Origin of the sequence: Pseudoalteromonas luteoviolacea (assembly GCF_001750165.1) — a bacterium.
Taxonomy (GTDB): domain Bacteria; phylum Pseudomonadota; class Gammaproteobacteria; order Enterobacterales; family Alteromonadaceae; genus Pseudoalteromonas; species Pseudoalteromonas luteoviolacea_G.
This window is the reverse complement of record NZ_CP015411.1, coordinates 1841063-1866991: the sequence shown is the minus strand read 5'-3', so window position 1 is coordinate 1866991 and position 25929 is coordinate 1841063. Positions and strand designations below refer to the sequence as shown.

At 41.9% G+C, this 25929-nt stretch carries 14 protein-coding genes; 9 read left to right on the top strand and 5 right to left on the bottom strand.

The window, feature by feature from the left end:
* The first annotated feature begins 98 nt into the window (after positions 1-98).
* A complete protein-coding gene (locus tag S4054249_RS07965) occupies positions 99-1268 on the top strand; it encodes a response regulator (RefSeq protein ID WP_052961052.1) in 1170 nt (389 codons plus the stop codon).
* Here S4054249_RS07965 and S4054249_RS07960 read toward each other — a convergent pair.
* Positions 1260-4676, bottom strand: a complete 3417-nt coding sequence (locus S4054249_RS07960) for a hybrid sensor histidine kinase/response regulator (RefSeq protein ID WP_046357251.1) — start codon at positions 4674-4676, stop codon at positions 1260-1262. The genes S4054249_RS07965 and S4054249_RS07960 overlap by 9 nt on opposite strands.
* Positions 4677-4922: 246 nt before the next feature.
* Positions 4923-5336 (bottom strand): MerC domain-containing protein, encoded by a 414-nt coding sequence (locus S4054249_RS07955; protein WP_046357250.1) that lies wholly within the window; start codon positions 5334-5336, stop codon positions 4923-4925.
* Positions 5337-5624: 288 nt separating this feature from the next.
* On the opposite strand from S4054249_RS07955, the gene S4054249_RS07950 reads away from it, so the two are divergent.
* The 6 genes from S4054249_RS07950 (at position 5625) to vioE (ending at position 15165) form a co-directional block, all read left to right on the top strand.
* Positions 5625-7025 carry an MATE family efflux transporter gene (locus S4054249_RS07950; protein WP_046357249.1) on the top strand — a complete coding sequence of 467 codons (1401 nt, stop codon included), beginning with the start codon at positions 5625-5627 and terminating at the stop codon, positions 7023-7025.
* 719 nt (positions 7026-7744) lie between these two features.
* On the top strand, positions 7745-9043 hold the full coding sequence (locus S4054249_RS07945; protein WP_046357248.1) for an FAD-dependent oxidoreductase: 1299 nt from the start codon (positions 7745-7747) through the stop codon (positions 9041-9043).
* Between the two features lie 54 nt (positions 9044-9097).
* Positions 9098-12133 (top strand): iminophenyl-pyruvate dimer synthase VioB, encoded by a 3036-nt coding sequence (gene vioB, locus S4054249_RS07940; RefSeq protein ID WP_046357247.1) that lies wholly within the window; start codon positions 9098-9100, stop codon positions 12131-12133.
* Positions 12134-12135: 2 nt separating this feature from the next.
* A complete protein-coding gene (locus S4054249_RS07935) occupies positions 12136-13425 on the top strand; it encodes an FAD-dependent oxidoreductase (RefSeq protein WP_046357246.1) in 1290 nt (429 codons plus the stop codon).
* Positions 13425-14561, top strand: coding sequence for a tryptophan hydroxylase (locus tag S4054249_RS07930; RefSeq protein WP_046357245.1), 1137 nt, complete (start codon positions 13425-13427; stop codon positions 14559-14561). The genes S4054249_RS07935 and S4054249_RS07930 overlap by 1 nt, the downstream gene beginning before the upstream one ends.
* 1 nt (position 14562) lies before the next feature.
* A complete protein-coding gene (gene vioE / locus S4054249_RS07925; protein WP_046357244.1) occupies positions 14563-15165 on the top strand; it encodes a violacein biosynthesis enzyme VioE in 603 nt (200 codons plus the stop codon).
* A 69-nt stretch (positions 15166-15234) separates the two neighbouring features.
* Here the strand turns inward: vioE and trpS are convergent, their stop codons facing one another.
* Positions 15235-16233 carry a tryptophan--tRNA ligase gene (gene trpS / locus S4054249_RS07920; RefSeq protein ID WP_046357243.1) on the bottom strand — a complete coding sequence of 333 codons (999 nt, stop codon included), beginning with the start codon at positions 16231-16233 and terminating at the stop codon, positions 15235-15237.
* Between the two features lie 551 nt (positions 16234-16784).
* Between trpS and S4054249_RS07915 the strand changes: the two genes are divergently transcribed.
* The gene (locus tag S4054249_RS07915) at positions 16785-22214 is read left to right on the top strand and encodes a glutamate synthase-related protein (RefSeq protein ID WP_046357242.1); all 5430 of its coding nucleotides are present in this window, start codon (positions 16785-16787) and stop codon (positions 22212-22214) included.
* A gap of 13 nt (positions 22215-22227) precedes the next feature.
* Positions 22228-24018: a sulfite reductase subunit alpha gene (locus S4054249_RS07910; RefSeq protein ID WP_046357241.1), complete on the top strand. Its 1791-nt coding sequence runs from the start codon at positions 22228-22230 to the stop codon at positions 24016-24018.
* A gap of 56 nt (positions 24019-24074) precedes the next feature.
* Here the strand turns inward: S4054249_RS07910 and S4054249_RS07905 are convergent, their stop codons facing one another.
* Both S4054249_RS07905 and S4054249_RS07900 read right to left on the bottom strand, forming a co-directional pair.
* Complete coding sequence (locus S4054249_RS07905) at positions 24075-24818, bottom strand: hypothetical protein (RefSeq protein WP_046357240.1); 744 nt, start codon at positions 24816-24818, stop codon at positions 24075-24077.
* Between the two features lie 128 nt (positions 24819-24946).
* Positions 24947-25867 carry a glycerophosphodiester phosphodiesterase family protein gene (locus tag S4054249_RS07900; protein ID WP_052961125.1) on the bottom strand — a complete coding sequence of 307 codons (921 nt, stop codon included), beginning with the start codon at positions 25865-25867 and terminating at the stop codon, positions 24947-24949.
* Positions 25868-25929 lie beyond the last annotated feature (62 nt).

Sequence of the window (25929 nt, the reverse complement as noted above, 5' to 3'; positions counted from 1 at the left end):
GAACTAAATACTTAGCATATGTCTCGGTTGTACACTATGCTGATGATAGTCAAGATAATTAATTGCAATATAAAGCTAAGTTTAGGGGTATGTGCGCTATGGCAGACAAAGCTAAGGTGCTTATTGTTGACGATGAACAAGCTGTAAGGGATATGATCACCGCCGCCTTAAAACCTTTTTTTGTGTGCGAACAAGCAGACTCGGCGACACAAGCTTATGACATTCTTGAACATTTCACACCACAAGTCGTTTTAATGGATATTAGTATGCCAGGTATAGATGGCTTGGCTGCATGTGAAAAAATTAAAACTGAGTTATCTACAACAAATTGTGCTGTCTTTTTAGTGTCTGGATACAACAACTTAGATATGAGATTACGTGCCTTTGACGTAGGCGCTGATGATTTCATTGCTAAACCTTTCCAGATGAAGGAGCTTGTCACCAAAGTACAAAAGGTCAGTGAATTTATTCAGTCACAAACCACTTTAAAAGCCAGTGAACAAGAGTCCATCACACTCGCTCTGTCTTCAATGCAGCAAGCCTCTCATTACAGCTTGGTCATGCAATTTTTTAAATTACTCAATCAATGCAGAAACCAACAGCAAGTCGTTAACCAGTTTTTTTCTACCATGAAGCAGCTAGGTATGCTCAGTAGCATTATGATAAACCAAGGCAGTATGCAATTTTATGGTCCAAATGAGTCACAAATAAGCCCGATTGAGCAAAATATTTTTGAATTACTTCGCTCCAAAGGCAGATTACATCACTTTGGTAGGCGTCTAATTGTTAATGAAAAAAATGTCTCTTTCTTAATCAAGAATATGCCAGAGTCACCAGAAGAAAGCGGCGCCATTCAAGATATTTCTGTCGCGATTATTGAAGGGGTTGAGTCCAAATTGTTAGATTTGGCGCGTCAGCAAGCTATGGAGCAAATTGTTTTGGACATCACCAGTGGAATAAGCTCTTTACAAAGTATTTCTGACGAATATAAAAGCTTAATACTTGATGTTACAAACGATTTAAATCAACAGATTTCTTCCAGTTTTCATATTCTCGATTTAACCGAAGAGCAAGAGCTTTTCATCGCGAACCTCATTGCCAAAGAGGCCAAAAAACTCAGTGCCCTTGAGCCGAGAATGGATCTACTCAAGACAAACCTAACAAACGTCATTGAGCAAACAGAAAAGTACTTCGCAATGGAGAAAACATCGGTGCCAGAGGCCGATACTAATATTGACTTCAGTTCCAATAAACCAGAGCTATTCTGAACACAATTGAGCAACTCGATTAAGTAATTCTTGCGGTCGAAAAGGCTTTCTTAAGAGGTTGTCATATAGTTTCCCATCAAAATCGGTAACTTGTTCAACATCTACATAGCCACTTATCATCTGGATTTTTATTTTTGGGCATCTTTCCACTGCTTTTTTAGCTAGACTGAACCCGTTTAAATCAGGCATAAGTACATCAGAAATGACTAAGTCATACTGGGTATGTGCCATAGCCTGAAGTGCATCACTCCCATTATCAAAAATGTCCACCTGATGCCCTACTTGTCGGAGCAACTTAGCAACGACATCAGCAAGCGATAATTCATCGTCTACCACAATAATTTTAAACGGCGTGTGCTCAGCTTGGCTGGATGCAACTTCAACATGGGGATTTTGAGAGGGTTTATAATCCACCACAGGGAAGTAGATTAAAAATTGCGTCCCTTGCTCACTCGTTTTTACTTCGACCTGCCCCTTACTCCGTTGAATGAAAGCATACACTTGACTCAGCCCAAGACCAGTGCCTTTGTCTCCTTTTGTCGAAAAAAACGGGTCAAATATACTGTCTATATATTCATCAGGAATACCTGTGCCCGTGTCTACCACATCACACCTAACATGGAGACTTGGCGAATTACCGATCAAGTCATTTTGATATAGTTGGGTCTGGGTTGAAACGGTCACTGTCCCGGCATCTTCAATTGCATGCACACTATTGATAACCAAATTTAATATCATGTCGTCAAAGTCATGCTTATCAACACTGACATTGGGAAGCTTTTCAGCTAACTGAAACACCAATCGGACGTCAGCTTTGAGTGACTTTTCCAAAAGCTGACGACTATCCACAAGCGCATTATTCAAACAAAATATTTCTGTTAATTCACTTTCCTTGCGCGAAAAGTTCAACAGTTTCTGCGTTAAGTTAGTTGCACGCTCGCCTGCTTTTATGATCGCTTTGATATGGCTTGCGATATCTTCATCAAGCTCAGGTTGCATTAGCACAATATCGCTATAGCCCAGCATTATACCAATTAAATTATTGAAATCATGTGCAATACCACCTGTTAATTTGCCTAGTGCATCCATTTTCATAGAGCGCCTAAGCTGCTCTTCTTTTTCTTTGATATTGGTCAGGTCAACACAGTTCCCAATGAACCTTCTTACGCCATTTGGCATCAGCGGCAGCTCGCTGATTGATAAATGCATGGGGAAAACACTTTCGTCTGCGCGCTGGCCAACAACCTGTCGACCAATTCCGATGACCTGCTTGTGGCCTGTTGTCATGTAATTTGAAATAAATGTATCGTGATGTTTGGCAAATTCATTAGGCATAAGCATTTTGACATTTTTACCGATAACATTCCCTGCTTGATACTGGAACGCAACCTCCGCTGCTTTGTTAAATGTTAAGATCTGTCCTTTATCATTAATGGTGATCACAGGGTCAACCATTGATTGCAACACTTCGTCTTTTTCTGCCTCTTTTAATTCCAAAGACTCAATAACCTCGTGCAACATGGTAATGTCAGATACTAAAGACGCATATCGAGGCGGCTCATTTTGGGTTTCAAACACCATAAAGCTTTGCCATTCTGTCACTCTTTGCTGCCCCTGTGCATCTGTAATAGCAATCAATTGCTTTGCAGATGACTCATTTGAGACGGTACTTAACAAATAACTCTCTAACTCGGTATTAAACTCTGAGGTCACCACTTCAGCTAAATTACTGCCCACAAGTTCGTTCTGCCCAACACCAAACAAACTGGATGCAGCTTGATTACAAAATACAATGGTTAATGACTTATCCCATTCAATAATTGCCAATGGGGCATGTCTCACAAGCCCGGCAAGCCTTTTTTGAGTCTGTTGTAATGTATGATCTGTTCTCTTTTGCGCAGTAATATCAGAAATAACCCCAGCCATGGCAAACTTGCGGTCAGATCTTTTAACAATAGGAAATAAGGTAATGGCACTATAAAACGTTTCCCCTTTGTGCTTGTAATGTACCTCTTCTCTTATATAGCTTTCGCCACTCATCACCGAGTCCATGCGTTGTGAGATAAAATCAGCGATGTTTTTCGGACAAGCTTGAAATAAATGCTCTGCGTTCTTGATCGACTTATCAATAGATAAAAACCGTTTTAACTGGCTGTTGAGGTAAGCCACTTCCGTATTTTCTTGCAGCAGAAAGACACTTTCGGGAATATTTTCAATAATAGAGTAAAACTTACGCTCACTGAGTTGTAGCTGTAAGTTCAATTCGAACTCTTTTTGCTGGTCGACGAACGCAACCAAATAGCAGGCCAAAGTCTGCTTTTTCATATTGAGCTTGGTGACTGACAAGTTGATTGCATGCCACTTATCTTCAAATAACCAAAAGCTTTTGACGCTCTTGCCTTGGTTTCTTTCAGCCTCAATAGATAAGCTTAATAACTGTTCATCATCACAAAAATGAGACAACTTAAAGTGCGAGTTAAAGTGCGCGAGAGGTTGTAATTGAGCGCTTAAATAAGACTCTGCAACATGATTAAGATCTAAAATACTGCCCTTTTCATCGACAATGACAACGGCATCTGTTATCCCTTCAAACAATGCCTGAAAGTAATCTTTTTGCTCTTTTGTCGCGGCGTGGCTGCTTGCTAGTTCTTGGAATAAACGGTTACTTCTCCTTGCTAGCTCACTAAGTTCATCCATGCCATTAATCTCTATCAGTGTCACATCTTGTTCTGAATTATAAGTGTCAAAATGGCGGAAGATTTTTTGTAAGCGCTTCTGAATAGCAACATGGAATATAAATGCGACAAGTAAGGCAGTGACCAACATGATCACGAACAGGGGTGTAAAGGCGTGCATGGTCGAATTATGGATATACCTAGATGCTTTTGAATAATCAGCCAAAATCATCAAAGATTTCGACGGATTATTTGGCTTGGTATTGGAAACTGACCCAATTAGCACCAACATTTTTGATTTTTGGTCAAAAAGCGTCAGATCTTGTGATGAAGATAAAGCTTCAGCTATTAGTTTTGACCATTCAGGCTTTAATTCAAAACTCTGTGCAACCCCTCCTAACGGGGTACCAACAAAACGGTGATTGGTGCTTGTTTCAACCGCGCCATACTGATTTAGTACCAAAGCCAAAGCGACCTCAGAGTGCGTCTTCATTAAACTTAAATACTCTTCCATCGCATCTAAACGGTTCTGTGCATTCATAAATTCAATAGCAGATTTAGCCTGAACAAATAAGCTTTTTACTTCATCGATACGAGTGGTTAAATGGCTGTCTGTCGTTTGCTTTAATGTGTATAGTTGCAAAGTCGCAACCTGCGCTAATAAACCAAAAACAACGACAACAAAAATTTTTAGTGCGATGGGAATACGTGCAAAGTTTCTAAATCCTTCCATTAGTTAACCTACCTTGCCGCATTGATACAGCGGATGAAATGCCGATAAACTAACTTGGATAACACACTGAGAGTTATGATTAAAATTCACCAACGCACACACCTTTTTACAAAGCCAATGCATTGAGCATAGTACAAGGAGATTAAATAACCTATTTGTGAAAAAGGCTAAAATAAAGGGCGATGAGGAGAAAGTTCTGAAGTTGAAAACCACTTATGAAAAGTGGCTTTCATACATTAAGCTGAGTTAATTATGACATGATGTGCTTCTGCATGTTTTAATATTAAGAAGATGGCTATAAGCAACAATTACACTGCCAATAACCGTTAAAATAGACTCCCCAAACTCTCCAAACTCTCCAAACTCTCCAAACCAATCATGTCCAAATAGTGCAGCAACAGTCAAAACAGCCAACCCGACAATACCACCACCAAAAATTTGCCATTTACGATGAGTTTTGCAACCACTATATAAAGCCACAACACTGGTTAACAAAACGCCTACCAACAACATTTGATGAAATGCTTCCTCTTTTAGAAAACTGGTCGCTAAAAATGGCAGTGCTAAAACCATTAACGGTAATAATAGACAATGTGCTAAGCACAACAAAGCGAGACCTATTGATACCCGATCTCCTGTTTGCTGAAAACTTCCTAGCATTTATCTCTCCAATAAAAAGATACAATATAACATATCCATAAAATATAGAAATGCCGCCAGATAAGCAACTTATATTCTCTAACAATACAGAGAGCTTAAATACTTGAGCAAAATAGTCACAAAAAGTACATGACAAAATCATCAAGTTTTATTCGCTATGCGATTTGATACCCTTGAGAAAAACCACAAACAGATGAAAAAATTAAAACTTTGCAAACAAACAATTAACTTTATTAATTTTTTTTCAGTACACTAGCCACAGCAATCAACAGTTCACAAGGATAATCTATGAGTACGACCACAGCAGACATTGAGTTAGCACAACAACAAGAGTCACCGTTGCTAACTGCACCAATATTTAAACAGTTTTGCTTTTTAGCGATCCCTACAATTTTAGGCATGTTAATTAGCGGTTTATACAGTTTTGTGGATGCACTCTTTATTTCTCAGGGTATAGGCGCTCAAGCAATGGGGGCCGTTTCAGCCGTATTTCCAATCCAAATGCTTTTAATCGCCATAAGCACAATGCTTGGCAGCGGTATGGCATCACTGATCTCAAGATACCTTGGCGCAAAACGTCAGGCAGATGCTAACCAAGTATTTTCTGCCTCATTTTTACTCGCTTTGAGCGCAGCTTTAATATTGTGCTTGATAACCTACTTTAATTTAGAAAACATCTTTAACGTCTTGGCGGTACCTGAATCATTAAAGGTACAAGCGCGCAGTTACATAACACCTATCGTATTGTTTTGGGCTGTCGGTTTTGTATGTAACCAAATCACTGAGGGGTTTAGAGCATCAGGCAATCCAAAAGCAATGATGCAAGTGCTCACCACAGCCTCAGTTTTGAATATCATACTTGATGCCATCTTTATATTTGTTTTTGAATGGGGAGTCGCAGGTGCTGCTTGGGCTACTATTTGCGCAATAAGCATCGCACTTATAATGGCGTTACAACTTCAAGCTAAAGGAGAAAGCAAGGTTCAATTCAACAAACAGCAACTCTTTAGCCCTTTAAAAGTGCATACTAAGATTCTCAGCCTTGGTTTACCAGTGTTGTTATCTCATGGTGGTTTCTCAGTCATTCTTGCTGCAACCATCTATTCTATATCTACCGTTTTCACAGAAAACTCTGAGCCTCTCATTACTGCCCATGGTATCTTGGTGCGTAGCTATATGTTTTTGTTCCTACCTATTATTGGCATGATGGTCGCGCTTCAGACACTGGCGGGGTTCAATTATGGTGCTGGACAATACCAAAGGGTATATAAGGCCTATATAGTAGCCTGCATCATGAGTGTTGGTTGGGGGCTTATCGTCACCTTTATACTATGCCTCAATGCGCAGTGGCTTATCGCGCTATTTACTCAAGATCAGCACGTCACCGAACTTGGCAAACAAATCGCCCTTATCTCATTTTGCGCATTTGCGCTATCTGGGTTTTGCATGATGTCGAGCGGCCTCTTTCAAGGTATGGGCAGAGCACTTCCTGCCACCATGCTTGATGCTGCGCGTACCTATATTATACTTTTACCTCTAATGGCAGTGCTGCCAGATACGTTTACTCCCGACGCATTATGGTGGTCTTTCCCGATTGCAGATACAGCTGGCGGACTGTTTGCTCTTGCCTTCTCAGTATTTACACTTAGAAAACTAATGAAAAATAACCAGATCAACACCAAGTTATAAAAAATTCATCTTAGTTTTCACATTGCAAATAAACAAATACCGATTTACCTATTGTTTTACCACTTTAGGTAATCGGTACAAATCCAAAGCAAATTCGCAATAAAAATTCAAGTCTTCATCAACAAGTTTTAATCTCTGTTTAATCTAACAAAAAGATCTATAACTAGATAACAAAAGCCCGCCATTTCATCTTAAAACTGATTTAAATTCAGAGTATTAATTGATAATCCATTTTGGCTATTTGCACTGTCTGTTCCCAAGTAACCGCTATCATGTAATACGTTGAAATCTCACCTCCACAATTCCTACATATTTATCCCTAAATTGAAAACAAAAATTCATGTACCAATCATGAAACTGGCACACTGTTTTATTCTAAAAAAATGAATTAAATCCAAAATCGCAATAAAGTAAATACTCAAATTGCAATAAAGTAAACAGTTTAAGAATTATTACAGACCGAAAATATCATTATTTTAGTAACATTCTCGTGATCAATGTTAATTATTGCAAACGATAGTGGTATCATGCCCTCCAGCAATTACAGCGAGTTTAATTAATCATAATCTATTGATTTTATGGAATACGAATTTAACAGTTTCGTGTTTCAGTGAATAAACCGGCTTAACAATGATTTTTAATATTTAAATAATGTTAATTATTAATGAAGTTTCATTTAGAGCTACAAGTTTTTAGGAAAACTCAAGGAAACATGGAACATGACGGTTAGAGAAAATACAATCTCAATCATCGGGGCGGGCATTTCAGGTATCATTTGCGCGCTAACGTTAGCAAAATCAAATGAGTGCAAAAAGAAAACCATTCGAGTTTATGAACACAAAAATCGCGTCGGTGGCCGAGCACATGCGATAAAAGTCAATGATCATTATGTCGATCTGGGTGCAGGACGCTTTTCTTCAGGGCTTCATCATAATGTCAAAGAGCAAGTGAAATCCTTAAACTTGGCCTATGAAAAATTCCCTTTTACACAACTAAAGCGCCCACAAGCATTGCATAAAAGTTTAAAGAGTATTCTGAAAAACTTGAAACCTTTGTGTGACGAGCATGCGCATGACTCATTTGAGGAGTTTTTAACGATTTACGTAGGCGGAAGTCAGGCCCGAGAAATGATAAACGCACTGGGTTATGACTCCCTATCATTACCAAACATTACGCCACATATTGCTTTCGATATCATTGAGAAACATCCCGAAATCCAAGGTTTTTCCGACAATGCAGGTTATGAGTGGTTTAACCTAAAAGAAGGGTTTTCTGCTCTACCCGAGCGTTTATATGAGCAAGCTTTAGCCCACGGCGTTGAATTTCACTTTGGCCACGAGTTAATCAAAATAGATGCTGACAGCAACACTCCGACGCTGACGCTTTTGAAAGACAACCAACAGGAAGTCACCATTAACGAAGGTGAGATGATTTTAACTTTTCCACCAACTGCAATGAGTAAGCTCAATTGCGGCTTTCCGCAAGATTGGAGTAACTATACATACGGTTCGATTCCCCTGTTCAAGGGCTTTTTATTCTATGATACACCTTGGTGGCAAGACTTGGATTTAGCAGATCACGTTGTAATTGCAAATAACCCAATCAGAAAACTGTATTTTAAAGACAACCGGTATGTATTTTTTTATACCGATAGTGACTACGCTAACTTTTGGCGTGACGCCACGTTAAAAGGTGAAGCACATTACTTACAAACAGTTAAAGAACTGATGGCAGATGCTTTAAAGTGTCATGTTAGTCAGCTCCCTGAACCATCTACACACACCTACAAACACTGGGTCCATGGTGTTGAATTTTCACAAGAGTCTAGCCCCAATCATCCAAAAACATTAGAGCATAAAAAGTCACATATTATCTCAACCTCGGACGCATACACACCTCACTGTGGTTGGATGGAAGGTGGCATTATTGCTGGCACCAATGCAGCTAATACAGTACTCGAAAGGGTAAGAAAAAGACAAGCGCTTAACCAAGAAGATTGCGAACTTGCGCACATTTAATTGTCATTAGACATAGACATAATGAAGAAATCAGTAACTAGGAAGTTTTTATAAATGAGTATTCTCGATTTTCCCCGAGTTCATTTTAAAGGGGTTGCGCGTGTTAATGTGCCAACAGGTAATCGTAATATCAACAACACGTTAGATATATCGACTAACACCGCTCTCAAGGATGGTAAACCCTATGATGTGTCTAAACCACCACACGCCTTTCATGATTACATGAAGTCAATGGGCTCTAAATTTAATGCACAAGGGCAAATTGACGAAGCCGGTGAGTTTAACCTCGCTGCTGGTTATAACATGCGTGGCAACAACCATTTCAGTTGGGAAAATACGCTTGTCACTTCTGTTCAGTTACGCCCAGGTGAGTACATTTTTGATGATAAGCTCGTCGGGAATAAACTGTCTTTGTGGGGACATTATAACGAATATCTAAGAACCTCATTTAATCGCGCACGCTGGGTTGATAATGATCCTACAAGGCGAGATTCAGCCTTAATTTATGCAGGTCAGCTCACTATTACAGATCCTAATTCGTCAGCTAATACTGCCCATATACTTTCAGCAGATATAGACTGCACGCATGGTGTTCGCTGGCTAAATAGCGGTTATATCGAAGAACCAATAAACCATTTTCTCTATGAAGAAATGAGCGAAGCTCGACTGTTTCAATTCACAGTGAGCAAAGACAGTAAAGACTTTATACTCAACCAACTTGGTTTAGATTCTGAGTTTTTAACTGAATTAAGAAATAAACTTCAAAACCCAGCTGTAAAAGGCCTGCTTATTCAGTACTGTGTAAGCAACTTGTCTCCACCCAAAGCGCCTAATATGCCTGTCTTTTGTGACTTGCACGGCACTATAGGTTTATGGCACGAAGACGATATGGACACTTGCCCTACTGGCAGAATCTTAAGACCAGATAACGGCGAACAATATGCACCAATCGCCTTATCAATAAGAGGTAACTGGTTAAGTCTAAATACCGCTATTAGTTTACCCCACCAGCGATATGAAGAAGCCATACCAGTTGACAATGGCATGCCGCCAAAACTCAGTGAAAAAGTAGATCTTGGCAACCTATATTTAAAGTCAAGTAATGGTCAAGTGATCGCCATCATACCAAAAGACAGCTATCTAAATAATGCAACAAATTCTGGGATAATTGACATCCCGCTTCCAGAGTTTGACAGCCAGTTCGAACAACAATCATTGAAGTTATGCTCCGAGCGTCATACTTGGTATGAAAGTGATTGGTACATTCAAGCTGAGCAGCATATTATCGCCATGGAAAGCCCTAACTCTGTTACAGGAGAGCCTAGTACGGTTGAGTTAGGTGTTCGCAGTTATTATCGCGGAAAACCAGCATCAATATCTCAATTAGCAACACATTCGCTTACACCTAACACTATCATCAGCTCTGCTTACCTTGATACTGACGAAAATGGCCGTGGCAGCATCATTGTTGAGAGTCAATCACCAGGCGGCGCTGAGCTATTTTTAGGGGAATTTTATAGTCCAGTGCAAGTGAGAGTGCTCCCAGATGCTTGGGCACTTGCAGATACACCGACAGAGCAAGTTGACTATGATTTTCTCTACCAGCATGTCATGGCGTACTACGAACTATTTTATCCATTTATGACCGAAGCCGTATTTAGCATGGCGGATAAATGTAAGTGTGAAACCTATGCCCGTTTAATGTGGCAAATGTGCGACCCTAAAAATAGGGATAAAAGTTATTACATGCCAAGTACGCGTGAAATGCCGGCCGCACACGCACAATTATTTTTAAAATACCTATGCAATGTTGAGCAGTCTGCCATGCCCAGTATCTTGCCTAATGAACAGCCAAAGGCACAGATTAGTGGCAATATAAAAACAAAAGCACAGCTCATTAACGCATTAAAAGATGCCGTAGATCTTGAGCTCTCGATTATGTTGCAATATATCTACAGTGCCTATTCGTTACCTAACTATGCTATTGGTGAACACTTTGTATCGATGGGCCGTTGGAGTGAGCAACAACTCGAGTTAGTTAACGGCGGCGAAGATAGGCGCTTAAACAGCGGATGGCGTGGCGCGTTACTCGAAATAGCCCATGAAGAGATGATCCATTATTTGGTTGTAAATAACCTTCTAATGGCACTTGGTGAGCCGTTTTACCCTGGTAAGCCTATACTTGGGGAAGAAGCCAAAAACAAATTTGGACTTGATACCGAGTTTTCTTTTGAGCCTTTCTCTGAACATATCATTGCGAAGTTTGTGCGCTTTGAGTGGCCTGCATTTTTTCCAACTGTTGGGAGGTCTATCGCAGACTTTTACGATGACATTACTAAAGCTATTGAACAAATACCCGATTTATTTAGTGAAAAGCGAATCAAACTCGGCGGTGAGCACCACTTATTTTTAAATGAAATTATCAATCGTGAATATCCCGGTTATCAATTCGAGGTGTACGACAAAGAAACAGCACTATTTGCGATTAACTTTGTTACAGAGCAAGGTGAAGGTGTTGCTGCTGACTCACCACAATTTGAAGTCAGTCACTTTAATCGCCTGAGAGCGATCTCAAAATCTCTAACAAATAGCGACATTCCGTTCGAACCTGCTTACCCAGTACTAAAAAATCCGGTGTTTGAACCAAGAACGGGTTGTAACCTTGTTACAAATCCCGCAGCCGTAGAGCTTATGCAGTTTTATAAAGGCTGTCACGAACTGATGTTTCAGCTCATGATGCAACACTTCGCCATTCAACCTCTGGGCAGCATGCGCCGCTCTCGTTTAATGAATGGCGCCATAGATTTAATGACCGGTATTTTAAGGCCATTATCAGTCTTAATAATGACCTTACCATCAGGTACGCTGGGCAGAAATGCTGGTCCACCCGTACCAGAACCAATCGAAACACACGTATTTCCAGACTTAGAGCAAGGGTGTATGGCTATATCAGTACAGTGTAAAAAGCTTGCAGATATGGGCAGAGCTATGGTCTGTGCAAAACCTCCAACAACACAAATTGAGTTATTAGAGTTTTTTCAAAATCAGATGCATGAAATCGCAACTGGCAAACTTTCAAGGGAAGCTTAATCATGAAGAAAATAATCGTCATTGGCGGCGGTCTAGCCGGTGGCCTGACAGCCATATACTTAGCAAAACGTGGATACGATGTACACATCATAGAAAAACGTGGAAACCCCCTACAGAGCCAGGCCGACTATATTGACCAAGTTAGCTCACGCGCCATTGGTGTAAGTATGACAGTAAGAGGGATTGAAGCCGTTGTCGCTGCGGGGATCCCTGTTGAGGAATTACAAGCATGTGGCGTTGAAGTATCTGGTATGTCATTTTTTATCAAAGGTGAGCCTAAAACACGTGAGCTGCCGCCACTTGATAAGCTAAAACCATTGTCATTAAGCCGCAGCGCATTTCAAGTTTTACTCAATAAATACGCAGAACTAGCAGGCGTTCATTACCACTATGACCAGCGTTGTATTGAAGTTAACTTAGACAGCAGCTCAGTCATGACCAAAGACAGTAATAACAACTTTGTGACCCACAAAGGTGACTTATTGATCGGCGCTGATGGCGCGCGTTCATGTGTTCGCGAGGCCATGCAATCAAACTGTCGCCGCTTTGAGTTCCATCAATCTTTCTTCAAGCATGGTTACAAAACGCTCGTGGTTCCTGACGCCTCAAAAGTGGGTTTACGTAAAGACTTACTCTACTTCTTTGGTATGGATTCTGGTGGCCAATTTGCAGGCCGAGCAGCCACCATACCTGATGGCAGTATTAGTTTTGCGGTGTGCTTACCTTATACAGGACAAGTGAGCTTACACAGTGATGACAGCACTGCGATGCGAGCATTTTTCGACCAGTACTACCCTATGGTCCCAGAAGATATTCGCCAAAATATGTTCGAGCAATTTATGGTGAAACCAAGCAACGACTTAATTAATGTTCGTTCTTCTACCTTCCACTATAAAAACACTGCGCTTCTGATTGGTGATTCAGCGCATGCCACAGCACCATTTTTGGGCCAAGGTATGAATATGGCACTTGAAGATGCATACGTGTTAGATACTTTATTTGAGCAATATGGCGATGACTTTGACAAGGTACTGAGTGAATTCACTGAGCTTCGCAAAATCGAGGCGGATGCAATGCAAGATATGGCGCGTGCAAACTACGAAGTCCTTAGTTGCTCTGATCCAATATTCTTTATGCGAGCACGATTTGCCCGTTACATGAACCAGAAGTTTCCAGACCATTACCCGCCGGATATGGCAGAAAAATTATATTTCACTTCGATGCGTTACAGTGAACTTAGAGACAAGCAAGAAAAGCAAAACGTTTGGTATAAAATAGGGAGAATGAATTAATGAAGATTTTAGTTGTTGGTGCAGGCCCATCAGGCCTGATGTTCGCAAGTGAAACAAAAAAATTAAAACCAGAGTGGGATATTCGCGTCATTGAAAAGAATCACCCTGATGCAAACGTTGTTGGCTGGGGTGTGGTATTACCAGGCCGTGCCCCGCACCATCCTGCGAATCCTCTGTCTTACCTAGCTAATCATGAAACGCTAGACGCGCAGTACTTAGAAGACTTTAAGCTCACTCACCATAACCAAAGTGCGCTCAAAAGTACCGGCGTGACACTATGTGGTGCAGAGCGAAAGTCTATGGTGAGAGAACTTAGACAACTTTGCGTCAGCCTAGGAATTACCATTGACTATGAACAGCCAGCCCTTGAAGATGCTGAATTGCTATGCAATGACTATGATTTAGTCGTGGTCTCAAATGGTATCAACCACACCACCACATATTATCGTGATGCACTAAAGCCAAAAATTGAGTTCGGTAAAAACCGCTATATGTGGTATGGCACACCCAAGACATTTGATGCCATGAACCTGATTTTTAAATCGCATTCAAAAGGTATTTTTGTAGCACACTCTTATAAATACTCAAGCACTATGAGTACATTCGTGGTCGAATGTAGCGAAGAGACCTATCAAAAATCCGGCCTAGATGAGATGTCAGCACAAGACGCTGAAAAGTTCATCGCATCAGTTTTTGAAGATGACTTAGACGGCAATCCTGTAATGGCGCAAGAAGGCTTAAAGTGGCGTAACTTTATGACTCTTAGCCACGAACAAGCGTTTGATGGCAATGTCGCACTACTCGGTGACGCGCTGCAGTCTGGTCACTTCTCAATCGGTCACGGTACAACCATGGCGGTGGTTGGTGCACAGATCTTAGTAAAGGCCGTGTATGATAACCCAGACAACGTGCAAGCAGCATTAACTGACTTCAACCAGCATGTAATGCCTATCATGCGCTTATTTGACCAACATGCCACTATCAGTCGCTTATGGTTTGAAACCGTTGAAGACAGAATGCATTTATCACCACCAGAAATTGCACAGAGCTTTGCAGATCGCCGCAGCGAATTGCCGCCGCTGCCAGCTGCTCTTGGTCAAGCACTAGAGAGAGCGCTGGCTCGTGGAGAGAAGTAATATGGACCTGCAAAAACAAAAGCAGCGACCAAAGCTACCTACTCAGTGGAGCACCAGCTATGTTTCTTACTGGCAGCCTATGCAACCAGAAGATCACATTACATCTGGTTATTGCTGGTTTGACTATACCCGCAACGTGTGCAGAATTGACGGTCTGTTCAATCCATGGTCTGAAGAAAAGACAGGTCACAGGTTGTGGATGTCTGAAATCATGTACCCTGCAACTAACGAATCTTTCAAATCAAAAGTTGCATATGGCCGTGAACATATGGACAAGCAGAGCACTTTTGAAGAGCAAGTCTTAAACGACGAAGTTGACCCGTGCCACGAGTTAATTCTAACGCAAGATGTACTCGAATTGTGTGACGCTCAGTTCCAAGGAACATGCGAGGTATTAGGGTTTGAAGCTGATATTTGGCATTTCCAACGCCCCAATGGTAAAGGTCCAGCCACATATTACTTCAAAGCAGATACCAATCAACTTTTAAGAATGGTCACAGGTGACCCTCAAAAAATGGCTTCAGTTCGGGATTTCCCTAATTTCAATACCCGTGAAATAGATCCGGATATCTTCCAACATGTGCCATTAAAACAACCTGAATAATTACCCAAGCGTATTGGGAATGAGGCGTGCCGGCCACATTTAACATGTGGCCGGTCACATAATTATCTTTCAAAGAATATTCAAACCAAACGCCTGCTTCACTCTCCCTAGTACTTGCTGTGATTTTTGATTTGCCTGTTCTGTGCCAGCCAACAAAATTGCTCTCAGCTGCGCAGGATCAGCAATGTATTGTGCTCGTTTAGCTCGAATTGGGGTGATCAAATTCACTAAACAGTCTGCTAATACGCCTTTTAATTTGCTGTCTCCCAAGCCGCCTCGACAGTAATGCTCTTTGAGTGCTGCTACATAGCTTTTATCTTCATGGAAAGCATCCAAGTAAGTAAATACAACATTTCCCTCAACCTGACCGGGATCATCTACACGAATATGATTAGGATCTGTATACATAGCGCGTACAGCTTTGACTATTTCATCATCAGTACTACCAAAGGTGATCACATTACCAAGCGATTTCGACATTTTGGATTTACCATCAACGCCAGGTAGTCGGGATACCTCACTCAATAACGGCTTGGCCTCGATTAAAACTTGCTTACCGGCAACATTGTTAAGTTTACGCACAATCTCGTTAGTCAATTCAATCATGGGGAGTTGATCTTCACCTACAGGCACCAGTGTTGCGTCAAATGCTGTGATATCCGCCGCTTGGCTTATCGGGTAACTTAAAAATCCAGCGGGAATAGAAGCGCCAAAGTCTTTGCTGGCAATTTCCGCTTTAACTGTTGGGTTACGCTCTAATCGAGCGACACTAACAAGGTTTGCGTAATACATAGCAAGCTCGGCTAATGCAGGAAGCGCTGATTGCAAACAAATTGTGGTTTTAGTTGGGCAAATGCCGACGGCCAAATAATCAGCCATAACATTAAAGATGTTGTCTGCAACTTTTTTGGGGTTATGACCATTATCTGTTAACCCCTGCATATCCGCGATCAAAATTGTTTGATTATACTCTTCTTGCAAAGATACACGGTGCTGCAAAGAACCTACAAAGTGGCCTAAATGCAATGGTCCGGTTGGTCTATCACCGGTCAAAATGGTATGTGTCATAGCTGTCTCCTTGTTTATTTACTACCGAAAGAGACAGTGTTTGTGTACCAACCCTCACCTTTCGGCAGCAGTTGAACACACGTATTCAAGCGCCGCTCTATTAAGAGCGCCACCAAGAAAAATTGATAAGAAATTCAGAAATATAAGTATTCATAACGTGCTTAAGCTAACACAGGACAAGTCATTCAGCAAGGCTATTTTTTAGACTCAAACATATTCTCTCAATATCTCTGATAGTTATATAAAAAGCCTCAAGTACAAAAGCAAGAGACACAATAAAAATTCACAAGCGTGAAAAATATTCAACTCACTCTTAAAACAGTCAAGAATTAATAAAAAAACAATAAAAAACAAAGCCTTATAAAACACTAAATTTATATTAAAACGATAAAAACAACCTAACACTCCACAAACAAGAGAATACAAATATTTATCATTTGCATATAAATTCACAAAGAAGTAGCTTGGTAAGCCTGCTTAAAAAATGTGTAGCTCGTTTTTAATGCCAATAACTAAGATGAGCACACCCGTTTTACTGAATTGGGTACACTATGAAACGATATTTATTTGATAAAGACCTCGATAAGTCTAGTTGTGGTGTCGGCTTTATTACTCACAAGCAGAGCTTAAAAACACATCAACTTATCCAACACGCACATCAGGCACTATGTATGATCCCACATAGAGGTGGTATGAATGCCGAAGGAATTGGCGATGGCGCTGGTGTAAATATTGATTTATCTCTCACATTTTTTAGAAAAGTGACTCAACACTCAAACCTTGAATTAGGTGAGTTTGGCGTCGCCAACTTTTTCTTACCCAATGACATTGCCAATCGTGAAGAAGCAATATCATTGATTAATCGAGTCCTGACTGAACATAAACTAGAAGTCATAACAACACGAGATGTCGAGACGGATAGCTCTGTACTCAACCCTGACAGTCAAAAAGCACAATTAGTAATAAAACAATTTGTTTTTACAAGACCCGTTCATATTAGCAGTCAATCCGTTTTTGAGTCGCTAATACATCAAGCACTAGAAGATATTGAGCTTCATGCGTTTACCACCGAGTCTCTTCGCGGATTGTATCCACTATCAATGAGCTCACAAACGCAAGTATTGAAGGGTCGATTAAATAGCTGGGAAGTAATCCCCTATTTCAAAGATCTCAGCGATCCAGAACAGCAGGTTCACACTTTATTTTTTCATACTCGGTTTTCGACCAATACAGCGCCTAATCCTATGTTTGCGCAACCATTTCGAAGAATGGCACACAATGGCGAGTTAAATACTGATAGGAAAAACAGACTCAGTGAAAATGCCATCGCAAAATACAAAAACAAACGTTTAATATTTCCAGCAGGCCAATCGGACTCGGCTCGGCTTGATCAAACCCTTGCAAGGCGTGTTATCGAAGATGATATGCCGATTGATGTGGCTGCGCTGGCTATGATGCCTCCAGCTTGGGAAAACGATGAAAGCTTGTCTAAGCCTGTGCGTGCTATGCTTGAGTACTTCTCATTATATGAGGAAAAAAACGACGGCCCCGCTGCCTTTATTTTTGGCGACGGCGTAAAGGTTGGCGCACGATTAGATAGACTGGGGCTGAGACCACTTCGAAGCGTTGAAACCCATGACTATCTCGCAGTAATGAGCGAAGCTGGACAAATTGACTTTCCCGAAGAGGAAATTGTTCGTAGAGGCCGCATTGAAGCTGGCGGCATGATTGTCTTCGATCATCAACATAAAGAAATAAAACTTACAGCTCAAATCTTAGAAGAGCTCGCTGCAGAGCATGATTATACGGCCTTGTTAGACAAAGCAAGACTCACGCTAGAAGAGATCCCTGCTGTTGAATGTAGTGACTTGACGCAAAATGCTCAACTCAATATTGCAGCGCAGCATGTTGCATATAGCATGAACCAAGAAAGCTTTAAGTTTATGCTTGACCCAATGCTGCAAGATGGCTCTGAAAAAATATCAGCAATGGGCTATGGTCTGGCTCCCAATGTGCTTACTCGTGAAGAAGGAGGTGTATCACGCTACTTTAGTCAGCGTTTTGCACAAGTGACAAATCCGCCACTAGATAGCATTCGCGAAGTCGATGGCATGACATTGCGTGTAGCGCTGGGCGCAAAGCCCAATATTAGTCCAACTAGCCACCGCCAAATTGTGCTCAACTCACCGCTTTTAAAACCTCAAGATTTGGCGAAGATCACTACCCAAACAGCACTCAAGGTGAGTACTTTGCCTATGCTGTTTAATGTTGATCCAGAACATATAGACCATCAACAGCAATTGCTTGATGCACTCAAAACTCTGGCTTGTCGCGCCGAGCAATTAGCTCAAGACGGTTGCGATATTATCATCTTGAGTGACCAAGCGGTTACCCATCAGCAGGCCGCTATTCCGGCATTATTAGCTGTTGCGACCATTAATCAAAAATTAATCGCTGAGGGGCTACGCTTTAATACCAGCTTAGTTTGCCATACCGGTCAAGCTGCCAGCACCCATGATCTTGCTTGCCTACTTGGATTTGGTGCATCAGCTGTTTGCCCTATCACGGTCTACAATCGCGCTGTTGAACTATTCGAAAATGAACAAGCTGTGCTCGATGCACTGGCTCGGTATCAAAAAGCCGCTGAAAAAGCCTTGATGAAAACCATGGGTAAATTCGGCTTGTGTACCGTTGAGAGCTACATTGGCGGCGAGTTTTTTGAGGCCAACTTCATAGATACACACGATCCATTACTCAAAGTAATTTTCCCCAATATTCACTCTCCGGTTGGTGGGGCGCGCTTTAAAGACCTTGTCGAAAGTGCAGTGAGCTGGCATAAAAAAGTATTTGAAGTCCAAGCTGAAGATCAAATACCTGTACTCGGTTTATTCAAAGAGCGTGCGCAAGGTGCGGGTCACAGCTTTGGTACAACCGCCGTACGCGAATACATTAATATGACGGAAGAGAAAATCCAATATATTGATGAGTCTCAATTGGAATCCACCGACACTGGTGTGATCTTGCCTGACGACGATGGTTATAAGGACTTAGGTTTCGAAGCCAGAACACCTGAGCAAATTGCGCAATTTAAAATAACGCAAGCTTACAGAGAGTTCAGCCACAACTTACTAATTGAACGTCACCACCGGCCGGCGGCGCTGCGTGATGTGCTCGCCCTCCCCTTGGATTTTACCCAACTCAATAATACACAAGCATTTATTGATGCCCTCAAGTTGATTGAAATTTCGGGCTCCTTCCAAGTGCATGTAAGGGGATTAAATGTTGAACCTATCGCACAGCACAAATGGTTATTGAGCCATAGTGCCAATAATACAGATACCAATCACTGTCTGGCTGAGGCGCTCAACCAGCTATTCAAAACAGAAGTGTATGAAGTTCTACCAGCCAATGACAAAATACTCATTGAAACGCGAACTAACTCCACACTTGATAAACTATGTAGCAAATTAATAAGCGGTGCAGATCAAATTTCTCTTACTGATGTGCAACCCGCTCATGAGATCACAGCAACATTCGCCTCAGGTGCCATGAGCCATGGCGCATTGGTCGAAAAGGCCCATGAAGCCGTTGCACAAGGCACAAACATCGCTGGAGCCATGAGCAACTCAGGTGAAGGCGGCGAAAACTCGCGCCGCTACAATACGGTCAAAGCCAGTAAAATAAAACAGTTCGCCTCTGGACGCTTTGGCGTTTGGACTGGCTATCTTGCCGATCCTGCGCTGCAAGAAATCGAAATCAAAATTGGCCAAGGCGCAAAACCAGGCGAAGGTGGACAACTGCCAGCGCCAAAAGTCAACGTAGTGATCGCCGCTGCGAGAGGTGGCACGCCTGGCGTCGAGCTGGTCTCTCCTCCACCACATCATGACACCTATTCAATCGAAGATTTAGGTCAGTTAATTCATGATGCGAAAGCCGCGCGGGTACGTGTCATTGTCAAGCTAGTATCTTCTGAAGGCATTGGCACTATTGCTGTGGGTGTCGCCAAGGCTGGCGCAGATGTTATCAATGTCGCAGGTAATACCGGCGGTACAGGCGCTGCGCAAGTAACCAGTTTAAAACATACTGGGCGCGCTGCTGATATTGGCATCGCGGAAGTGCATCAAGCACTGGCCGAAAATGGCTTACGCGACAAAATAACGCTTCGCTGCTCTAATGCACACCAAACCGGTAGTGACGTGGTTAAATCAGCGATGCTTGGAGGGGATTCCTTTGAATTTGGTACCACCGCTCTGATGATGCTCAAATGTGTGATGGCCAAAAACTGTAATTTAAAATGCCCAGCTGGATTGACCACAAACCCAGAAGTATATCGTGGCGACCCAAGAGCGCTTGCACAGTACTTTATGAATGTGGCCCACGAAGTTCGTGAAATCTTAGCCAGCATTGGTTATCGCTCTTTAGCTGAAATTCGAGGACGCTCAGATCTTTTGCATTTAGTATCTCACCCTGCCATGGTCGGTAAGCTAGATATGACAGCAATGCTCAAACCTGCTCAAGAAATAAAGATTACTACACCAATTTATTTGGAAGCCAATTTTGATATCGACAGTACATGGTTACAACAATTAGAAAGTCATTTTCTTGCCACCAAGCTAACACAGTTTGAAAGCGAGCCAGTCAAGCTTAACAACTGTAATAAAACCGTGGGTGGTCAATTGGCTATCGACATTGAGCGTATTTTGAATTACCGCTTATCGGATACCGACATTGAAAACCACCCCGCCATAATGTGCCTTGAAAATGGCCGTAAAACACTCAAGCCTAATAGCATTAAACTGCATACCACCGGCTCTGCGGGTCAAAGTTATGGTGCTTTTAATAACTCAGGCATGCTATTAAGACATATAGGCACTTGTAATGATGGCGTAGGAAAAGGAGCAAGTGGCGGACAAATCATTGTCAGCAGTGGCCAAAATTCAATCGAAGAAAATGTCCTCATTGGAAACTTTGCCTTGTTTGGTGCAACAGGTGGGCAGCTTTACGTCAATGGTCAAGCGGGAGATCGATTTGGCGTAAGAAACTCAGGTGCCGTTGCTGTAATTGAAGGCGTTGGCGACTTTTGCTGCGAGTATATGACCAATGGTGCCATTGTGAATATCGGCGCATATGGAAAGGGCTTTGGTAACGGCATGAGCGGGGGTACCGCTTATCAGTATGACCCGTCAGGTCGGATAAGTGAGCTGTGCTCTCAAGATTCAGTCACCGCTTTGCAACTAGGAGAAGACAACGCGCTTTGCAAAGGACAAGAGCAAGCATTATTACAACACTTAACTGATCATGTTACAGCAACAAGTTCCTTAAAAGTTAAGGCGCTTTTGGATGGCTGGCAAACAGCCAAGCAACACTTTTATGTGTTAATCCCAAATGCGCTGTTCCAGTATCACTGTGCGGATCGCATTGTGCAAACGCTCAATAGACGAGCCATGTTGGAAGAGCTATCACAAGGCTGGGCTGATCAGTCAGTTAAAACAATAAAGCATGCATATCAAGACTATCACAACACCAATGTCAGCTTATTTGACGGCGAACTTCCTGCATATGGTGACTGCGATACCGATCTTGTTTATCGATACATTAGCAGCGCAGGAATTTTGCACAGAGCAGATCAGCTGGTGCAAAAGCAACATGCGCAAGGCTATACAGAGGTAAGCGCACATTATTTGTTTGATACTTTAGACCACAAACTCATCGATGCCTTGGCTAAAGATGCCAAAGAAGCACTTGCCAGTTATGACGACCAAGCGCTTAGTTGCTTACTGGCGCAAAAGCGTGTGCAAGACTACAAAGAAGCTCTCTCACTCAGGGAGGTATGTGACTCACCAGCGATTGGAACAAGCGTGTGGATCATTCACAGAGACAAAGCGGTACAACAAGCCTTACGTGAATACCGTTGTTTAAATGAGTTACTCGCCACACATTATTGCCATGTACTTTCAGAAGCCGTCAGATACGCTGCGTAAGTAGGAGAAGATTATGGAACAAATTAAAAGCAACAAAAAAGTCCCGTTTTTACCACAGGATATCCCATTTAACGACGATCAAAGACAGTGGCTAGGCGGTTTTTTAGCTGGACTACACACTCGCTTACTAGTCAAAGAAGAACATGTATCAACCACCAACGCACCACAGCAACAGGTTAAACCCATTACCATCATTTATGGTTCTCAGACAGGAAATGCTGAGGGTGTTGCCGAAGAAGCCGCTGAAATTGCTAAAAACCACGGCCTTTCCCCTGTGGTACTTGATATGGATGATGCTGAATTGACTCAGCTCAGCCAAGCTGAACGACTACTGGTGATCACCAGTACATATGGTGAAGGCGAGATGCCTGATAACGCACAAGCACTGTGGGATGATATCTCCAGTGACACTGCGCCTCGCTTCGTCAACACCTATTTTTCGGTGCTTGCCCTTGGTGACACCAATTACGATGATTTTTGCCTTGCAGGCATTCAATGGGATGAACGCCTTGAAGCACTTGGCGCAACACGTATCGCTGATAGAGTTGATTGTGATGTGGCCTTTGAGTCACCCGCTCACGAGTGGATCGCTGAAACCTTACCCACCATTGCACAAAAGGGTACTAATGGGCAGAGTGAAGTTGTCGCCAGTCCACCACCTGTAGCAAGCAAAAAAGCCAAACCTAAATTCACCCGAGAAAACCCATTCGAAGCCGAATTGATCCATGCCTATACACTGAATAAGACAGGTTCTGGTAAGGAGACATGCCACTACGAGTTTTCGTTACTTGATTCAAAAGAAGTGTATGACGCGGGGGATGCCATTAATTTAATCCCTGTTAACCGCGCTGATTTGGTCGAAGAATTAATCGCATTACTTGGGGCACGCCCTGAGCAGCAAGAGCAGTACGACGGTCATACGCTTGAGCTACAAACTATTTTTAGTGAACATTTAGAGATACGCATACCTAGCAAAGAGTTTGTCGCTGAAGTGGCCGCTCGAAGCGGTGACGCAATATTTATCACTAAACTAGAGGAAGACGCTCAAGCCTTAAATGATTTTATCTGGGGGCTTGATTGTGTCGACTTATTAAGAAAGTATGCGCCCAATGCATTTACCGCAAGCGACTTTATTCGTTTAGCCAAACCGCTTGCACCAAGAGCTTATTCAATCTCTTCGAGTATAAAAAAACATGACAATCAAGTGCATTTGACCATCGCCAGCGTCCGTTATGAGCAAGAAAACCGCGCCCACAATGGAGTCTGCTCCACCTTTTTGGCCGACGTCTGTAAACCCGGTGATAAAGTGAAATGCTACTTTGCACCAAACAAACATTTTTCGGTACCTGAAGACCAATCATCGCCAATTATCATGGTCGGTCCAGGAACCGGTATTGCGCCATTTAGGGGCTTTTTAGAAGAACGCGCAGCCACTCAAGCCACTGGTGATAACTGGTTGTTTTTTGGCGATAGACAACAGTCATGTGACTTTTTATACCAAGAAGAACTCGAGCAAATGCAGCAAAGCGGCATACTTACTCGTTTAGATTTAGCATTCTCTCGTGACCAAGCGCAAAAAGTCTATGTACAAGACAAAATGCAAGAACAAGGCAAAGAGCTCTTTAGCTGGCTAGAACGCGGTGCCTATTTTTATGTGTGTGGTGATGCGTTCAGAATGGCAAAAGACGTTGATAAAGCCTTGCATGACGTCATTGCCAAGCACGGCGGTTTTGATGAAGCGCAGGCCCAAGCCTATGTCGCAAGCCTTAAAAAACAAAAACGTTATGTGCGAGATGTGTACTAAAATTTAACAAATCAGTACAAAGAGGTTGCTAAGCAACCTCTAATGACTACACATCTTTATTTTTGAGCGCAGTAGAGCCTCGCTTTGCTTGTGCACTGATAGCTACCACCGTAGGCTGACCAATAAACATTAGCACTCGAGGAGTTACCTACAAAACTTGGGAAAGATTGACCTGGTCCTGCGTAACAAGTCCAACCTGTGTCCTCTTCAGTCCATACACTCGCGTTAACTTGACTCAAAGATTCATCAAGATTGATTGGATGAAGAATAGAACTATATAGCTTTAAATCACTCCCTTGATTTACGACTTGAGTGCCATCTAATAAATAATATGCTTTAGACGTAGCAATAGGCGAAGCCGCATTTGAAATATTCCAAGCTGTATAAACACCGCTAGGTACATTCACCGACGAATCAGCTGCAGTTTGACAAAATTCATCAGCTTTATCTCTACCATAAACATCATAACCACTATATTCTTGGCTGGTTACAAATATGACTTTACCTGACTCTGGAATCTTAATCGTATCCCCTGAATGAACGTCCCCTTTTAATAATAATACCCAACGTGAATCATCACTAGGAGACAGGTTACTATCACTGGCATTAATACCAACTTTTGCTAGATACAAATCTCCTGAACTGCCCTCTCTAACCACCTGACCACTGCTGTAACTATTGTTTGATGACCAAACTAAATTCGCTGTATCAATATTTAAACCACCTACATAATCTTGCGCATAGGCGCCAGATGCAGATAAAAGTAAAGCAATCGCCGAAAGTGTTTTTCTGAGTTTCATACATATTCCCTTTATGTATAGTTAAAAATCACACAGAATATAGCACAAGAAAATAATAATATAAAAAATTAAGTTAAAATATTAATATAATAACTTATATTACTTAATTAAATATAGATATTTAAAACTTAATCTTGACTAGAAACACCAAACATATCAGCAGTAAAAATACCAATCCCTTGCTCTCTTAAATCACTTTTTGGTGAATAAGGCTGTTTTGTTTGATATAAGTAAACTTCACTACCATTTTGCTGAGCTCGGGCCGCAAATTGCTCTGGCCATCCCCACAAAATCTTACCAAACTGTTCTGGAATAACGAGCGTTGTATTACTACAGGAGCCAGGATAATAACGCGACCAACCAATAAAGATATACTTTACAAGACAGCGTTTACCCACTTCTTTTGAATACGTCATTTGCTCAGGGAATTGCTCAACAATCTCCTCCGATATACTTTGAATACCCATAAAGCTAATTCGGCTGCGCTGCTCAGCAGTCAGCTTATTTAAATGGCTTGTCACAACTTCTATTGACTCAGGACCTGCTGTTTTCACATTAAGTAAAAACGACTTTTCCGGGAATTGTGTAAGTACTTCAGATAATGAAGGAATTAGGCCAACACCTTTGCCCCTGAGTGGGTACGCTTCCTCTTCACCGACACTATAACCATAACCTGCATCTAAAGTTTTTAGGTATTCCATGGTTTGCTTTGACGTCACTCCTTCGCCGTTCGTGCGACAATCAAGAGTCCAGTCATGAAATATAGCCAGCTGTTTATCCGCTGTGGCATGTACATTCAGGTGTACTGTATCTGCACCCAATTCAAATGCTTTTCCTATTGCAGGCAGGGTATTCTCGATAAATGGATGTTCAACAGACGTCAATCTGTTTGCTGTACAAGTTTCGTTAGTCACACCTCTATAATCGGTAGGTTGGACTAATCCTTTGTAAGAGATAACTTTTCCGGGGTTTTCCAGTTCAAGGTCTGGTTGCCTTGCAACTAAAATGATGAGTATTAAAACGGATATACGTACAGCCCAGTGTTTCATGAATTCCTCAAAAGTATGCCTTTAAGTCTCGCATTTTAGCAAACTTGCTAAACTTAAGGAAT

Bases quoted from the DNA above. Each gene is read 5' to 3' on its own strand.
- S4054249_RS07965 (WP_052961052.1), top strand. From the start codon at position 99: ATGGCAGACAAAGCTAAGGTGCTTATTGTTGACGATGAACAAGCTGTA.
- S4054249_RS07960 (WP_046357251.1), bottom strand. From the start codon at position 4,676: ATGGAAGGATTTAGAAACTTTGCACGTATTCCCATCGCACTAAAAATT.
- S4054249_RS07955 (WP_046357250.1), bottom strand. From the start codon at position 5,336: ATGCTAGGAAGTTTTCAGCAAACAGGAGATCGGGTATCAATAGGTCTC.
- S4054249_RS07950 (WP_046357249.1), top strand. From the start codon at position 5,625: ATGAGTACGACCACAGCAGACATTGAGTTAGCACAACAACAAGAGTCA.
- S4054249_RS07945 (WP_046357248.1), top strand. From the start codon at position 7,745: ATGACGGTTAGAGAAAATACAATCTCAATCATCGGGGCGGGCATTTCA.
- vioB (WP_046357247.1), top strand. From the start codon at position 9,098: ATGAGTATTCTCGATTTTCCCCGAGTTCATTTTAAAGGGGTTGCGCGT.
- S4054249_RS07935 (WP_046357246.1), top strand. From the start codon at position 12,136: ATGAAGAAAATAATCGTCATTGGCGGCGGTCTAGCCGGTGGCCTGACA.
- S4054249_RS07930 (WP_046357245.1), top strand. From the start codon at position 13,425: ATGAAGATTTTAGTTGTTGGTGCAGGCCCATCAGGCCTGATGTTCGCA.
- vioE (WP_046357244.1), top strand. From the start codon at position 14,563: ATGGACCTGCAAAAACAAAAGCAGCGACCAAAGCTACCTACTCAGTGG.
- trpS (WP_046357243.1), bottom strand. From the start codon at position 16,233: ATGACACATACCATTTTGACCGGTGATAGACCAACCGGACCATTGCAT.
- S4054249_RS07915 (WP_046357242.1), top strand. From the start codon at position 16,785: ATGAAACGATATTTATTTGATAAAGACCTCGATAAGTCTAGTTGTGGT.
- S4054249_RS07910 (WP_046357241.1), top strand. From the start codon at position 22,228: ATGGAACAAATTAAAAGCAACAAAAAAGTCCCGTTTTTACCACAGGAT.
- S4054249_RS07905 (WP_046357240.1), bottom strand. From the start codon at position 24,818: ATGAAACTCAGAAAAACACTTTCGGCGATTGCTTTACTTTTATCTGCA.
- S4054249_RS07900 (WP_052961125.1), bottom strand. From the start codon at position 25,867: ATGAAACACTGGGCTGTACGTATATCCGTTTTAATACTCATCATTTTA.